Raw genomic sequence first — 14,279 nt, forward strand, 5'->3', positions numbered from 1 at the left:
ACCGCCACCGGACCGCAGTGCCCGCTCACCACCGGCACACCCACCGAAGCGGCCACCGACCGTGACCGTGCCACCCCAGCCCCCGATCACCTCACCGACGCCGGACTGCTGTCGCCGGTCCGGGCCGGTACACCCGTTGAGGTGGCTACCGGTGACAGGGCCTGGCTGCAGGCCATGCTGGATGCCGAGGCGGCTCTGGCGCGGGCGCAGGCCTCGCTCGGGACGTTGCCCAAGGAGGCCGCCGAGAGCATCACCCGGGCGGCCGACGCCGGGCGGCTCGACCTGCGCGCGCTGGCGCTGGCCGCCCGGGAGACCGCCAATCCGGTGGTCGGTCTGGTGAAGGCGTTCACCGCGGTGGTGGCCGAACAGGACGCGTGGGCCGCCGAGTACGTGCACCGGGGCTCCACCAGTCAGGACGTCCTCGACACCGGCACCATGCTGGTCGCCCGCCGCGTGCTCGGGATCATCCGGGCCGACCTCATGCGCACCGCGCGGGCGCTGGCGGAGCTGGCCGGCCGGCACCGGGACACGCTCGCCGTCAGCCGCACGCTCGCCCTGCACGCCGTACCGACGACGTTCGGGCTGAAGGCGGCCGGCTGGCGGCAGCTGGTGCTGGACGCCGAGGCGCGCCTGGCCCGCGTCCACGAGGGCGGACTGCCCGTCTCGCTCGGCGGGGCGGCCGGCACACTGGCCGGCTATCTGGAGTACGCGGCCGTCGGCGACGACGGCCGACGGCCCGAACCGGGCGTCTATCTGGACCGGTTGGTCGACGCGTACGCCGCCGAGACCGGCCTTGCCCGGCCCGTGCTGCCCTGGCACGCGCTGCGCACCCCCGTCGCCGATCTGGCATCCGCGCTGGCCTTCACGGCCGGTGCGCTCGGCAAGATCGCCGTCGATGTGCAGTCACTGGCCCGCACCGAGGTCGGCGAGGTCGCCGAGCCCGGTGCGGACGGCCGCGGCAGTTCCTCCGCCATGCCGCACAAGCGCAACCCGGTGCTCGCCACCCTGCTGCGCAGTGCGGCCCTTCAGGTACCGGCCCTGGCCGCCGCGCTCACGCAGTGCCTGGTGTCGGAGGACGAGCGGTCCGCCGGCGCCTGGCACGCGGAGTGGCAGCTGCTGCGCGAGTGCCTGCGGCTGGCCGGCGGGGCGGCCCACACCGCGGTGGAGCTCGCCGAGGGGCTGCAGGTCAGGCCCGAACGGATGCGCGCCAACCTGGACATGACGGGCAGTCAGATCGTCTCGGAGCGGGTGGCCGCACAACTCGCCCCGCTGCTCGGCAAGGCCGAGGCCAAGCAGCTGATGACCGAGGCCGCGCGGGAGGCGGGCCGTACCGGCCGCCCGCTGGCCGAGGTGCTCGCCGGACTGCCGGGCCTGCCGTCCGGCGTCACGGGCGAGCTGGCCGAGCTGTGCGATCCGGCCGGATACACCGGAGCCGCCACCGCCCTGGTGGAGCGTGCGCTGCGGCGCTGAACCCCCACCCCCCCCCACCCCCGTCCCCGCCATCGCGGCCTGCTCCCGCCGGGCCGCGCTGGTACGACCCGGAGAAAGCCGAGGAGAAGATGGCCAGCGCACGCGCCGCCCGAGGGCGGTGGATCGAGAACTGGGACCCCGAGGACGAGGAGTTGTGGGAGCGGGGCGGCAAGCGCATCGCCCGGCGCAACCTGGTGCTGTCGGTGCTCTCCGAGCACGTCGGCTTCTCCGTGTGGAGCATGTGGTCGGTCCTGGTGCTGTTCATGTCGCCGAGGATCGGACTGGACTTCGCGCCCGACGAGAAGTTCCTGATGGTGGTGGTGCCCACCCTGGTGGGCTCGCTGCTGAGGCTGCCCTACAGCTATGCGGTGACCCGGTTCGGGGGCCGTAACTGGACCGTGTTCGCCTCGCTGGTGCTGCTGGTGCCGACGGCGGCGACGACGTACTTCGTGCAGCGGCCGGGCACCCCGCTGTGGGTGTTCCTGCTGATCGGCGCGGCGGCCGGGGCGGGCGGCGGCAACTTCGCCTCCTCGATGACGAACATCACCGCCTTCTATCCGCAGCGCCACCAGGGCTGGGCGCTCGGCCTGAACGCGGGCGGCGGCAACCTGGGCGTCGCCGCGGTCCAGCTGCTCGGCCTGCTGGTGATCTCCGTCGCCGGGGACACCCACCCGGCGTACGTCGCCGCGTTCTATCTGCCGCTGATCGCGCTGGTGTCGGTGCTGGCCGCGCTGCGCATGGACAACGTGGCCGTGGTGCGCACCGAGCGGGGCGCGCAGCGTGAGGCCGCCGCGAGTGCCCACACCTGGTGGATCTCGCTGCTGTACATCGGTACGTTCGGCTCCTTCATCGGCTTCGGGTTCGCCTTCGGGCTGGTGCTGCAGAGCCAGTTCGGGTCCACGCCGCTCGAGGCCGCCTCGTTCACCTTCCTCGGGCCGCTGCTCGGCTCGGTGGCCCGCCCGCTCGGCGGCCGGATCGCCGACCGGTTCGGCGGGGCGCGGGTGACGCTGTGGGCGTTCGCCGGGATGGCGGGCGGGATCGCCGTCCTGCTGTGGGCCACCGAGAGCGGTTCGTTCCCGCTGTTCGTGGCCGGGTTCACCGCGCTGTTCGTGATGAGCGGCATCGGCAACGGCTCGACGTACAAGATGATCCCGGCGGTCTTCGCCCGGCAGGCGGAGGTCGCCGTCACCTCCGGTCACGACGCCGCGGCCGCCTTCGCCCGCTCCCGCCGCCTGTCCGGGGCCGTCATCGGTATCGCCGGGGCGGTGGGCGCGCTCGGCGGGGTCGCCATCAACCTCGCCTTCCGTTCGGCCTACGGCCGGCTGGGCAGCGGCGAGCCGGCGTTCTACGCCTTCCTCGCCTTCTACGGGCTGTGTGCCGCGGTGCTGTGGGCGGTGTACGTGCGCGGCGGGCGCAGGCCCGATGCGCTGTCCGTCACCGAACGGGTGCGTGCCTCCCATGTGCGCTGAGCAGAGGACCGGGCGGCAGAGCACCACCCACTGCCCGTACTGTGCGCTGCAGTGCTCCACCGTGCTGTCGGGTGAGCGGGGCGGTGTGGCGGTGCGGCCCTCGGCCGACTTCCCCGTCAACCGGGGCGGGCTGTGCCAGAAGGGGTGGACGGCACCCGCCGTGCTCGGCGCCCCCGACCGGCTGCTGACGCCCCTGGTGCGCGGGGCCGACGGTGAGCTCGCGCCGGCCGGGTGGGACGAGGCGCTGGACCTGGTGGCCGGGCGGCTGCGGGAGATCCGCGCGCGGCACGGCTCCGACGCGGTCGGGGTGTTCGGCGGCGGCGGGCTGACCAACGAGAAGGCGTACACGCTCGGCAAGTTCGCGCGCGTGGCCCTGGGCACCAGTCAGATCGACTACAACGGCCGGTTCTGCATGTCGTCGGCGGCCGCGGCGACCACCGCGGCCTTCGGGCTCGACCGCGGTCTGCCGTTCCCGGTCACCGACCTGGACGGGGCCGAGGTGATCCTGCTGGCCGGGGCCAACCCGGCGGAGACGATGCCGCCGCTCATGCGCCACCTGGAGGGGGCGGACCTCGTGGTGGTCGATCCGCGCCGCACCCGCACCGCCGAGCGGGCCGCGCTGCATCTGCGGCCGGCCCCGGGAACCGACCTCGCCCTGGCCCTCGGTCTGCTGCATCTGGCGGTCACCGAGGGGCTGGTCGACAAGGAGTACGTGGACGCGCGCACCGCCGGCTTCGACGCGGCCTGGGAGAGTTGCCTCCCCTGGTGGCCGGAGCGGGTGGAGGAGGTCACCGGGGTGCCGGCCGACGACCTGCGCGCGGCGGTGCGGATGCTCGGCGGCGCCCGCCGGGCCTACGTCCTGACGGGCCGGGGCGCCGAGCAGCACAGCAAGGGCTCCGACACGGTCGCCGCGTTCGTCAACCTGGCGCTCGCCCTGGGCCTGCCGGGCCGGGAGGGCAGCGGCTTCGGCACGCTGACCGGGCAGGGCAACGGGCAGGGCGGCCGCGAGATGGGCCAGAAGGCCGACCAGCTGCCCGGCTACCGCTCGCTCACCGACCCGGCGGACCGCGCCCATGTGGCCGCCGTGTGGGGGGTGGACGCGGACACGCTGCCGGGGCCTGGCCGCAGCGCGTACGAGCTGCTGGACGCCCTCGGCGGGGCCGAAGGTCCGCGGGCGCTGCTGGTGTTCGGGGCGAACCCGGTCGTCTCGGCGCCCCGGGCCGCCCATGTCACCGAACGGCTCGAGGGCCTCGACCTGCTGGTGGTGGCCGACTTCGTGCCGTCCGAGACGGCCGCGCTCGCCGACGTGGTGCTGCCGGTGGCCCAGTGGGCCGAGGAGGAGGGCACCCTGACCAGCCTGGAGGGAAGGGTGCTGCGCCGCCGTGCCCATCTGAGCCCGCCGCCCGGTGTGCGCACCGACCTGGAGGTGCTGCACGCGCTCGCGGTCCGGCTCGGGCAGAGCGCCGACCGCTTCCCCACCCGGCCCGAAGAGGTCTTCGACGAGCTGCGCCGCGCCTCGGCCGGGGGCCGCGCGGACTACTCGGGCATCAGCTACGCACGTCTGGACGCCGGCGAGGCGCTGCACTGGCCCTGCCCGGCCGACGGCGACAACGGCGGTGGTCCTAGCGGCGATGGCGGTGGCAGTGGTCATCCGGGGACGCCTCGGCCCTTCCTGGACCGGTTCGCGCACCCGGACGGGCGCGCGAGGTTCGCGGCGGTGGAGCACCGCCCGCCCGCCCGGGAGCCCGACGAGGACTTCCCGCTGTACGGGACGACCGGCCGGGTGCTGGCCCAGTACCAGTCGGGCGCGCAGACCCGCCGGGTGCCCGAGCTGGTCGCGGCCGCGCCGGAGGCGGTCGTCGAGATGCACCCGGACACCGCACGGCGCTTCGGCCTGGCCGACGGCCAGCTGGCCGAGATCGGCTCGGCGCACGGCACCGCCCGGGCGCGGGTGCGGCTGACCCGCACGGTGCGCGCGGACACCGTGTTCGTGCCGTTCCACTTTCCCGGCGCCGCCCGCGCCAACCTGTTCACCGGCGACGCGCTCGACCCGCGCAGCCGTATGCCCGAGTTCAAGGTGAGCGCGGTGCGCGTCCGGCCGGTGGGTGAGCGGCCGTGAGCGGCGTCGTCGTCGCGGGCGGCGGCCCGGCCGCGCACCGGCTGGCCGCGCTGCTGGTGCGGTACGGATACGCGGGTGAGGTGACCGTCGTCGGCGCCGAGCCGCGGCCCGCCTACAACCGGGCCCTGCTCGGCTCGGTCCTGGACGGCACACTCGACGCCGGCCGGCTGTCGCTGCCCGCGCTGCCCGCGGCGGTACGGCAGCTGACCGGGATGCGGGTGACCGCCGTCGACCGGCTGCGCCGCACGGTGCGCACGAGTGACGGCCGTGAACTGCCCTACGGCGTCCTGGTGCTGGCCACCGGCGCCCGGCCGCGGGTGCCGCGGGTGCCGGGGCTCACGACCGCGCCCGGACGGCTCGCCGAGGGGGTGCGCGCGGTGCGCACCGCGGCCGACTGCCGTCCGCTGTCCGAGGGACCCGTCGTGGTCCTCGGCGGCGGGATCCGCGGCGTGGAGTCGGCCCGGGCGCTGCGCCGGGCCGGGCACGAGGTGGCACTCGTCCATCCCGCGGACCGGCTGATGGACCGTCACCTGGACGCGGCGGGCTCGGCCGTGGTGGCCGAGTGGCTCGCCGGCCGGGGCGTCACGCTGCACCTCGGCCGCCGGGCCGGTGAGTACGTGCCGGGCAAGGTGGTCCTGGACGACGGCCAGGTGCTGGCGGCGGGCACCGTGCTGCTGTGCACGGGCACGGTGGCGGAGGCCGCACTGGCCCGCGCGAGCGGCCTCGACGTGCGCGCGGGGGTGGTCGTCGACGCCCTGCTGCGCACCGGCGATCCGCACATCCACGCGATCGGCGACTGCGCCGAGCACGCGGGCGCGGTCGGCACGACGGTGCTTCGGGCGTGGGAGCAGGCGCAGGCGCTCGCCCGGATCCTCACCGGGCGGGGGCAGTCGTACGAACCCGGGCGGCGCGTGCTGCGGCCGCGCACCCCGGGCAAGGACATGGTCGTCCTCCCGCCGGCCGGGCCCGGGGCGGACACCGGCGAGACGGTCTCGCTGCTGGACAGGGCACGGGGCCGCCATGCCCGGCTCGTGCTGCGCGGCGGGCGCATCCACGAAGGGGCCGTCGTCGGCTCGCCCTCGGCCGTCGCCGCCGTGAGCCGGCTGTACCTGCGCGACGAGCCGGTGCCCGCCGACCTGCTGGCGCTGCTGACCGGCGCCGACGGCGAGTACGCGGGCGACGGGGCACTGCCGGACGAGGCCGTGGTGTGCCACTGCAACAACGTCACCAGGAAGGCGGTGAAGGACGCCTGGCACCGCGGCGCGCACGACAGCGCGGCGCTGGCCCGGGCGACCCGGGCGACGACGGGCTGCGGCAGTTGCACCTCGGCCATACGGGAGCTGTGCACGGCGCTCGCCGGCGCCGGCGACGACACCACCGTGGAAGGAGCGACGCCGTGACGACGCAGACCTTGGTCGTGGCCGGCCACGGCATGGCGGGCCACCGGCTGGTCGAGGAGATGCTCGCCGGCGATGCCCAGGGGCGGTGGCGCGTCGTCGTGCTCGGCGAGGAGCCGCGGGCCGCCTACGACCGGGTGGCGCTGTCCTCCCTGCTCGACGGCGCCACGCCCGACGACCTCGCCCTCGCCGGACCCGGCGTCCTCGACGACCGCCGCCTCGCGCTGCGTCCGGGCACCACGGTGAGCGGTGTCGACCGCGGGGCGAGGAAGGTGACCTGCGGCGACGGCACCGAGTTCGGGTACGACGCGCTGGTGCTGGCCACCGGGTCGCGGCCGTTCGTGCCGCCCGTGCCCGGACACGATCTGCCAGGGTGCTTCGTGTACCGGACGGTGGAGGACGTCGCGGCGATCCGCGCGGCCGCCGTGCCGGGCCGGGACGCGGTGGTGGTCGGGGGCGGGCTGCTCGGTCTGGAGGCCGCGAACGGCCTCCGGCTGCTGGGCATGCGGCCCCATGTGGTGGAGATGGCGCCGTGGCTGATGGCCCAGCAGATCGACGAGGGCGGCGGGCGGGTGCTGGCCGGGGCGATCGAGCGGCTCGGGGTGGGCGTGCACTGCTCCACCACGCTGCACGCGGTCGGCGCGGGCGCGGACGGCCGCGCGGATCGGGTCGAACTGGCCGACGGCACGGTGCTGGACGCCGCGCTCGTCGTCTTCGCCGCCGGGGTGCGGCCGCGTGACGAACTCGCCGCCGGGCTGGGGCTCGAGCGGGGTGAGCGCGGCGGCTTTCTGGTGGACGAGTGGTGCCGCACCGCGGACGAGCGCATCTGGGCGATCGGCGAGTGCGCGGCCGTCGCGGGCCGCTGCCACGGGCTGGCGGCTCCCGGCTTCCGGATGGCCGAGACCGTGGCCCGGCAGCTGCTCGGCGTGCCGGGCGAGGCGTTCGCCGGGGCGGACGCCTCCGCCAAGCTCAAGCTTCTCGGCGTGGAGGTGGCCGGCTTCGGCGACGCGCACGCGCGCTCGCAGGGGGCGATCGAGTACGTACGGGACGACCGGCGCGCCGGCACCTACGCGAAGGTGGTCCTGGCCCCGGACGGCCGCACGGTCCTCGGGGGCGTCCTGGCCGGCGACACCGGCGTGTACCCACTGCTACGCGCTCTGACCGGCCGCCAGCTGACCGCATCCCCCGACGAGTTGCTGTCCACAGCCACAGCCACTGCCTGAACCCCACGCCCCGGCCCGACCCACCGGGCTGTTCGCCGCCACGCCCGGCGCCGCTTGCACGCCGCACCCTGGGTTCACCATGCTCGTCACCGACCCCGGCACCCAACGCCCTCTGAGCGCCGCGGGCCCCATGGCGCGACCCGACCTCACCGGTCTCGTCACCGCCCCGGGCGGTCGACGTCTCCTGAGCAGTGCCGGCCGGCGGTGCGGACCGCTTCACCGGGCGTCGTCGCCCAGGCGGCCCGCGTCTCCTGGGTGCCGGTGAGTGGAGTTGGCGGGGTCCGGCGGCCGTCCCTCTGGTTGCCGGACCCCGCTGCTTCGGCGTGCCGGTGCACACACCCTCGTTCGGTGCGCCGACACGCCCCAGACCCTGCCGAGAACCCGGGTGTGGAGGAGACCGGATGCTCGGCAGGGTCTTTGTCGCGGGGCCGCGTCAGGGGGGTGGGCGCGGACCCGCGGTCCTGGGTGGTGGTGCGGTGCCGTCCTGGCCGGCGCCAGGGGTGGGGCGCCGGGGACGGCCGCGGGGAGGTCATGCCCCGGCCGCGGCCCGGGGGTGGTGGGTGCGGCCCGGTGGCCGGGGTCGTCCCGGCGGGGCGTCAGTTGTCGTACGGGCGGCGGGCCTTGGCCTCCTTGGTGGCCAGCGCCCACCAGCTCAGCTTGTCCCAGAGGACCTTGGCGGCCGCCTCCGCGTCCGCGGGCTCCGTCAGGGTGCCCTCGGAGTCGAACTGCGCCCAGGGGCCATGGAAGCTGACGGCGTCGCGGACCGGAACGGCGTGCAGCTCGGTGAAGATGTGCTTCAGCTGCTGGACGGCGCGCAGACCGCCGGCGAGGCCGCCGTAGCCGACGAAGCCGACCGGCTTGGCGTGCCACTCGTTCTGGGTCCAGTCCACGGCGGCTTTCAGCGCGGCCGGGAAGCTGTGGTTGTACTCGGGCGTCACCACGACGAAGCCGTCCGCCGCCGACAGCCGTGCCGAGAACGCGCCGAGCAGTTCGGCGACCTCGGGCGTCGGCTGGTCGGTCATGGCGGTGGGCAGCGGGAAGTCGGCCAGGTCCACCAGGTCGACCTCGAGGTCATCGCGCTGGTCGGCGGTGCCGACGAACCAGTTCGCGATCGTGGGGCCGAAGCGGCCCTTGCGTACGCTCGACAGGATCACGGCCACGCGGATGCGGTCACTCGACATGTCAGCCCTTTCACGACGGTCAGTCCTCCACCAACAGAAGAACAAACCCGCATGCGGGTTTCCAAGTCGAATCGAAGAATTCGATGGGACCGCACCACTGCCGGGCCCGCCCTCGTGCGGCGGGCCCGGCAGTCGGTGGACCGTCAGGGGATCAGTCGACGCCCTGCAGGATGTGGGGTTCGGCGAGGTCGTCCTCGTAGCCGGCCAGGCGGATCGGGGCGGACCTCGCCCAGACCTCCAGGAAGCCCGGGTCCGGGGGTGCCGGACCGCGCCCGGTGTCCTGCGCCCACCCCACGGGCGTCTGATGCGCTGTCACCCGTAACTCTCCCTTCACTCGGTCGGCCTGCCCGCCGAAGCGCTTCAGCGGGCGGCGGCCCCGGTCCGTTCCGGGGTCGTGTTCAGCGGCTCGTCGGCGGCCCGGGCCGGCGCGAGCGTCTCGGCCAGTTGCCGGGCCAGCTCCAGCCGCCGGATCTTCGCGGTGGCCGTGCGCGGCAGGTCGGACAGCCGGCGCTGGACGGGCGGGCACAGCGCGGGCTGGTCGGCGACGGCGGCCTGCCAGCGCTCGGGGTCGAGCGGCTGGTCGCCGCGGGTGCACACCACCGGCACCGGCCGCTTGTCCGGGCCGGGCACGATGACCAGCTCGGTCAGCTCGTCCAGCTTGTGCAGCACCGCGTCCTCGATCTCGAGGGTGGAGTCGATGCCCGGGATCACGTCGACCTCCCGGTCGAGCAGGTGCAGGCAGCCCCACTTGGTGCGGTAGCCGACGTCGCCGCCGCGCCACCACTCGCCGATGACCTGCTTGTCGAAGCGCTCCTGCTCGCCGTAGTACGTCAGCGCGCGGCCCGCCGTGGAGACGTCGATGTAGCCGGGGTTCTCCTTCGACGGCTTGGCACCGCCCCGGGAGACCAGCCGGTACTTGGTCATGCCGGGCGTGGGGTAGCCCTGGCAGCGGCCGTCGGCCTTCAGGGCGTTGCGGCGCCGGTAGGTGCGGGCGGCCAGCGGGCCGCACTCGCTCTGCCCGTACACCTGGAGGAACACCGGGCTGCGGCGGTCCGTGGCGTGCAGGAACTTGTGCATCGTGCTCGGGTGGATGGCGTCGAAGGTGCTGTTGAAGTACTTGACGTTGGAGATCGGCCGGCGCGGGTCCTCGAGCATCTCCTCCCACTCCAGGAACGAGTTGGGGTGGGTCTCCAGGACACCGGGGCGGTGGCGGACCAGCATGTCGGCGACGTGCTTCGGGCTGCCGTCGCTCATGAAGACCATCGGCATGCCGCGCATCTGCAGCACGGCCAGGCCCAGGTACATCCGCGAGTGCACGTACGACACGTGCATGGCGACCGTCTCCCGCTTGCGGATGAAGGAGACGACCTTGTCCTGCCAGTTGCCGCGGGCGCCCAGCGAGCGCGCCGAGTGCACCACCAGCTTGGGGATGCCGGTGGTCCCGGAGGTGTGCGTCATCAGGGCCGGCTGGTCGGGGTCGAGCAGTACCGGCCGGCGCTCGGGCGCGCCCGCGAGGTCCGCCAGGCAGACGGCGTCCGGGTGGGAGCCGGTCGCGGTGACGGTCCGCACGGTCAGCTCGCGCAGCGGCAGGCCGGCCAGCGGACCGGTCAGCTTCGCCTCGTCGGTGAGCAGGGTGGGACGCTCCAGCCGCTGGAGCAGCTTGCCGATCGACTCCCCGTCCAGGTGCGGGGAGAGCATCACCGGCACCGCGCCGATCCGGGCCACGCCGCAGGCCAGCACCGTGATGTCGAAGCTCGACGTCTTGTGCACGGCCACATGCTCGCTGGGCCGCACCCCCGCGGCCCACAGCCGGTTGGCGGTGTCGGCCACGAGGCCGGCGAACTCGGCGACGGTCAGCTTCCGGCCCACCCCGGGGAAGGCCTCCATGTCGTGGTCGAGCGTGATCGGGGTGTCGCCGTACTTCTCGGCCGCACGCTCGGAGACGACCCCGAGGTAGAGGAACTTCTTGCTCTTCGGCACCTTAAACATCAGAACTCTTCCTCTGAGAACCGACACACAAAATGGGAACTCCCCTGAAAAAAATCCCACAGGAAGCCATTCACCAGGAAGAAAGAGCCGGTTAATGCGTCATCTCGTCAACCAAAGAAAAACCCGGGCCGCGCGGATGCGCGGCCCGGGTTCTGGTGCGGAAATCAAAAGCGTCAGTCCTTCTCCAGCCCCTGCTTGAGTGCCTCGGCCACCCGCAGGGTGCGCACGGTCTGGTAGCCGACGGCGGCGAGGTTGTCGTCGGTGACGTTCTGCGCGAGGTGGCCCGGGATGGCCTGCAGACCCGAGGTGGCGCTGACACCGTACGGGTTGCCGTTGCTCGGCGTGAGCAGGATGTCGTCAGTGACGCCGGGCGGCACGATGACGGCCCCCCAGTGGTAGAAGACGTTGCTCAGGGACAGGATCGTGGACTCCTGGCCGCCGTGCGGGGTGCCTGTCGAGGTGAAGGCGGACATCGCCTTGTTCATCAGGCCGCGCCGGGCGTGCAGTTCGAAGGTCTGGTCGATGAAGTGCTTGAGCGGGCCGGCCAGCAGACCGTAGCGGCCCGGGGTGCCCCAGATGACGGCGTCGGCCCAGTCCAGGTCGTCGATGGCGGCCACCGGCACCTCGCGGGCGGCGGCCGCGTGCTCGTTGTTGGCCTCGGTCCATTCCTTGTAGTTGGGCGCGAGCGGTTCGTCGGTGATCTCCGCGACCCTGCGCAGCCGTACCTCGGCCCCTGCCTTCTGCGCCGCCTCGGCGGCGGCGACAGCCAGCTTGTGGATGTTTCCGGTGGCCGAGTAGTAAACGATGGCGACATTGGTCATGGCCGTACTGCTCCCTCATTGGATTGGGTGCTCGCGCCGTTTCCGGCTGCTGGGTGCGTGCTCCATGGTGTCGCGGGCCGCGCCGGGCGGCCACTTGAATTCATTAGTCCGTCAAGTACCTCCCTCTTCCGGGCGGGCAGCCGGTTTTTCCTGCCGTTTCGCACGGCGTCGGCGAGTGGGCGGCGGTTCACTGCCCGCCCGTCTCGACGCCCGGCGGGTTGTCGATGATGTAGCGCCACAGCCCGTCGGAACCGCGGCGGGCCACGTCGGTGGCCGTGCCCTCGATGTGCACGTACTCGCCGTCGGGCTTGGTGCCGTCGATGACGAAGTCGCCGATCAGCAGGGCCGTGTCGTCGTAGACGTAGGTGTGCCGGAGGCTGATCTCGATCGGGACGCCCAGGGCCAGGAAGCTGCTGGTCGCCTGGCGGCGGCCGTCACCGGTGACCACCACGCCGGGCTTCAGTACCCGCACCGCCTCCGGTTCGAAGAGCCGGTCGATGGCGCCGAGATCCTTGGCGTTGAAGGCTTCGACGAAGGTCGAGGGCAACAGGGCCGGGTCGCTGACTGCCATGATGTCTCCTCCTTGGGATCAGGCGGCGGCCGGGGCGGCCGCGGCGGCCTTCAGGGCCGCGGCGACCTGGATGGTCCGGCGGGTCTGGTAGGCGATGGCGCCGACGTTCTCGCTGTGGATGAAGCCGATGCGGTTGCCGGCCACGGTGCTCGCGCCGTACGGGTTGCCGTTGTTCTTCTCGTACAGCACCGGATCGGCGGAGCCGGTGGCGACGATGACCGAGCCCCAGTGGCAGATCGCGTTGTGCAGCGCGAGGATCGTCGTCACCTGGCCGCCGTGCTCGGCGGAACCGGAGGCGAAGGCGGAGACCGCCTTGTTGAGCAGCTTGCCGTGGATCGACAGCGACGAGGTCGTGTTGATGAACTGCATCAACTGTGGGGCGGCCAGCCCGAAGTGGACAGGCGAGCCGAGCAGGACGGCGTCGGCCCACTCCAGGTCGTCCAGCGTCGCCTCGGGTATGTCCGCCACTTCGGCGGCGTGCTCCGCGGAGCCGGGCCGTCCGGTGGCGGCGAGCTCGGGCACCCGGCGCAGCCGCACCTCGGCGCCCTCCGCGGCCGCGGCGTCCGCGGCGGCCTGGGCGAGCCGGTGGGTCGAGCCGGTGGACGAGTAGTAGATGACGGCGACGTTGGTCATGGTCGGGCGCTCCCTGGGCGTACGGGGGTCATGAGTTACGTGGGCGGTGGAGTGTGCGGCGCTGTCCGCATCGTGGTCCGCCGGGCGGGGGCGCGGCAACGAAGGGCCCGCGAGTGCGTCAGGTCGTGGAGCCTGTGAACAAACCCCCGCCTGCTCGGCGGGGGTTTGTTCACAGGCTCTTACGGCGGCGGCGCAGGACGCCGCCGGCGGCGACGGCCAGAGCGAGGGCCAGGAACAGCGCCAGCGGGGTGAAGCGGTCGAAGAACGCGGCGAGTTGGGCGCCCGCCCCGGCTCCCACGTTGAGCGTGAAGCCGTACAGGGCGATCGCCGTGGTCTGGGCCGCCGCCCCGGCGCGGGCGCCGACCGACTGGATGAGCGCGGGGCCGAGCGTGGAGAAGCCCGCCATGAACACGAACAGGGAGGCCCCGAGGGCGACGGCGTCGTCCGCGCCGAGGGCGGCGGCCAGCATCGCGCCGGCGGTCACCACGAGCGCGCCGACGGCGCGGCGGGAGGCGGGCACGCGGGCCAGCGCGGGGGCGAGAAGGACGGCGCCCAGCAGCGCCGGCAGGGCGCTGGCGCGCAGCACGAGCAGCGGCGCGCCGCCGCCCACCACGTCGGCGGGCCCGTACAACTGGACTCCGGTGTAGACGGCGGTGAGGCTGCCCGCGCCGACCAGGATGACCAGGTACAGCGGGACCATCCGGGCGCCCAGCGCGGCCCTCAGGCCCAGTGGGCCGCCCGCACTCAGCCGCCCTTCGGGCAGCAGGACCCGCCAGGAGAGGGCTGCCCCCACGAGCAGCAACGGCACGGTCCCCCAGAACACCCACACCCAACCGAGCCACGCCGTCACCAGCTGCGCCTCGACCTGGCCGAGCACCACCGTGGCCCCCATGCAGGCGGAGACCACTGTCAGGGCCGTGGAGACGCGGTGCGGGGCGATGCGTGCGTGCAGATAGGCGTACGACATGGGGATGAAGGAGCCGGCGAACAGGCCCTGCAGGGCGCGCAGGCCTACTCCGGCGGTCAGGGAGCTGGCCAGCGGCAGCAGGGCGGTGACGACGGCCATGGCGAGGACGTTGGCCACCATGACGGTGCGCCGCCCGAAGCGGGAGGACAGCGGGCCGCTCAACAGCGAGCCCACGGCGTGGGCGAAGGCGAACGCGGTGGTCGAGGCCGCCGCCGACCCGGCCGGCACGCGCCAGGCGCCGGCGAGTTCGGGCATGAGCGGGATGGTGACGTACATCTGGCCGACCACGAGCACGCCCATGACGGACACGGTCGCGACGGTCGCGGCGAACGGTGCGGTCCGCGGCGCCGCCGAGGGCGGGGCCTCGGCAACCGATGATTTCGACATACACCGACCTTCGTCAGGGTCCTCCGGCCGCGGCAACCGGCGGCCGACTATG

12 protein-coding genes are annotated in these 14,279 nt (G+C 73.8%); 5 read left to right on the forward strand and 7 right to left on the reverse strand.

Annotated features, from left to right (window positions below; translation table 11 throughout):
• Positions 1 to 105 precede the first annotated feature (105 nt).
• The 5 genes from pcaB (at position 106) to ACP4J3_RS39540 (ending at position 7,678) form a co-directional block, all read left to right on the forward strand.
• Complete coding sequence (gene pcaB, locus ACP4J3_RS39520; protein ID WP_426541235.1) at positions 106 to 1,470, forward strand: 3-carboxy-cis,cis-muconate cycloisomerase; 1,365 nt, start codon at positions 106 to 108, stop codon at positions 1,468 to 1,470.
• Positions 1,471 to 1,559: 89 nt separating this feature from the next.
• A complete protein-coding gene (locus tag ACP4J3_RS39525) occupies positions 1,560 to 2,939 on the forward strand; it encodes an MFS transporter (protein WP_426541176.1) in 1,380 nt (459 codons plus the stop codon).
• A complete protein-coding gene (locus ACP4J3_RS39530) occupies positions 2,929 to 5,058 on the forward strand; it encodes a molybdopterin oxidoreductase family protein (protein WP_426541177.1) in 2,130 nt (709 codons plus the stop codon). The genes ACP4J3_RS39525 and ACP4J3_RS39530 overlap by 11 nt, the downstream gene beginning before the upstream one ends.
• A complete protein-coding gene (locus tag ACP4J3_RS39535) occupies positions 5,055 to 6,458 on the forward strand; it encodes an FAD-dependent oxidoreductase (RefSeq protein ID WP_426541178.1) in 1,404 nt (467 codons plus the stop codon). Before ACP4J3_RS39530 ends, ACP4J3_RS39535 begins: the two co-directional genes overlap by 4 nt.
• Positions 6,455 to 7,678 carry an FAD-dependent oxidoreductase gene (locus ACP4J3_RS39540; protein WP_426541179.1) on the forward strand — a complete coding sequence of 408 codons (1,224 nt, stop codon included), beginning with the start codon at positions 6,455 to 6,457 and terminating at the stop codon, positions 7,676 to 7,678. Before ACP4J3_RS39535 ends, ACP4J3_RS39540 begins: the two co-directional genes overlap by 4 nt.
• A 596-nt stretch (positions 7,679 to 8,274) precedes the next feature.
• Here the strand turns inward: ACP4J3_RS39540 and ACP4J3_RS39545 are convergent.
• The 7 genes from ACP4J3_RS39545 to ACP4J3_RS39575 form a co-directional block, all read right to left on the reverse strand.
• Positions 8,275 to 8,859, reverse strand: coding sequence for an NADPH-dependent FMN reductase (locus ACP4J3_RS39545; RefSeq protein WP_426541180.1), 585 nt, complete (start codon positions 8,857 to 8,859; stop codon positions 8,275 to 8,277).
• Positions 8,860 to 9,010: 151 nt separating this feature from the next.
• Positions 9,011 to 9,175 carry a hypothetical protein gene (locus ACP4J3_RS39550; RefSeq protein WP_361497625.1) on the reverse strand — a complete coding sequence of 55 codons (165 nt, stop codon included), beginning with the start codon at positions 9,173 to 9,175 and terminating at the stop codon, positions 9,011 to 9,013.
• A gap of 44 nt (positions 9,176 to 9,219) precedes the next feature.
• The gene (locus ACP4J3_RS39555) at positions 9,220 to 10,848 is read right to left on the reverse strand and encodes a class I adenylate-forming enzyme family protein (protein WP_426541181.1); all 1,629 of its coding nucleotides are present in this window, start codon (positions 10,846 to 10,848) and stop codon (positions 9,220 to 9,222) included.
• A gap of 173 nt (positions 10,849 to 11,021) precedes the next feature.
• Positions 11,022 to 11,669, reverse strand: coding sequence for an NAD(P)H-dependent oxidoreductase (locus ACP4J3_RS39560; RefSeq protein ID WP_426541182.1), 648 nt, complete (start codon positions 11,667 to 11,669; stop codon positions 11,022 to 11,024).
• Positions 11,670 to 11,856: 187 nt separating this feature from the next.
• Positions 11,857 to 12,240 carry a YybH family protein gene (locus ACP4J3_RS39565; RefSeq protein WP_426541183.1) on the reverse strand — a complete coding sequence of 128 codons (384 nt, stop codon included), beginning with the start codon at positions 12,238 to 12,240 and terminating at the stop codon, positions 11,857 to 11,859.
• Between the two features lie 18 nt (positions 12,241 to 12,258).
• Positions 12,259 to 12,873, reverse strand: a complete 615-nt coding sequence (locus ACP4J3_RS39570; protein ID WP_426541184.1) for an NAD(P)H-dependent oxidoreductase — start codon at positions 12,871 to 12,873, stop codon at positions 12,259 to 12,261.
• Between the two features lie 169 nt (positions 12,874 to 13,042).
• Positions 13,043 to 14,227: an MFS transporter gene (locus ACP4J3_RS39575; protein ID WP_426541185.1), complete on the reverse strand. Its 1,185-nt coding sequence runs from the start codon at positions 14,225 to 14,227 to the stop codon at positions 13,043 to 13,045.
• Positions 14,228 to 14,279: the final 52 nt, after the last annotated feature.

Source organism: Streptomyces sp. UG1 (assembly GCF_049974585.1).
Classification (GTDB): Bacteria; Actinomycetota; Actinomycetes; order Streptomycetales; family Streptomycetaceae; genus Streptomyces.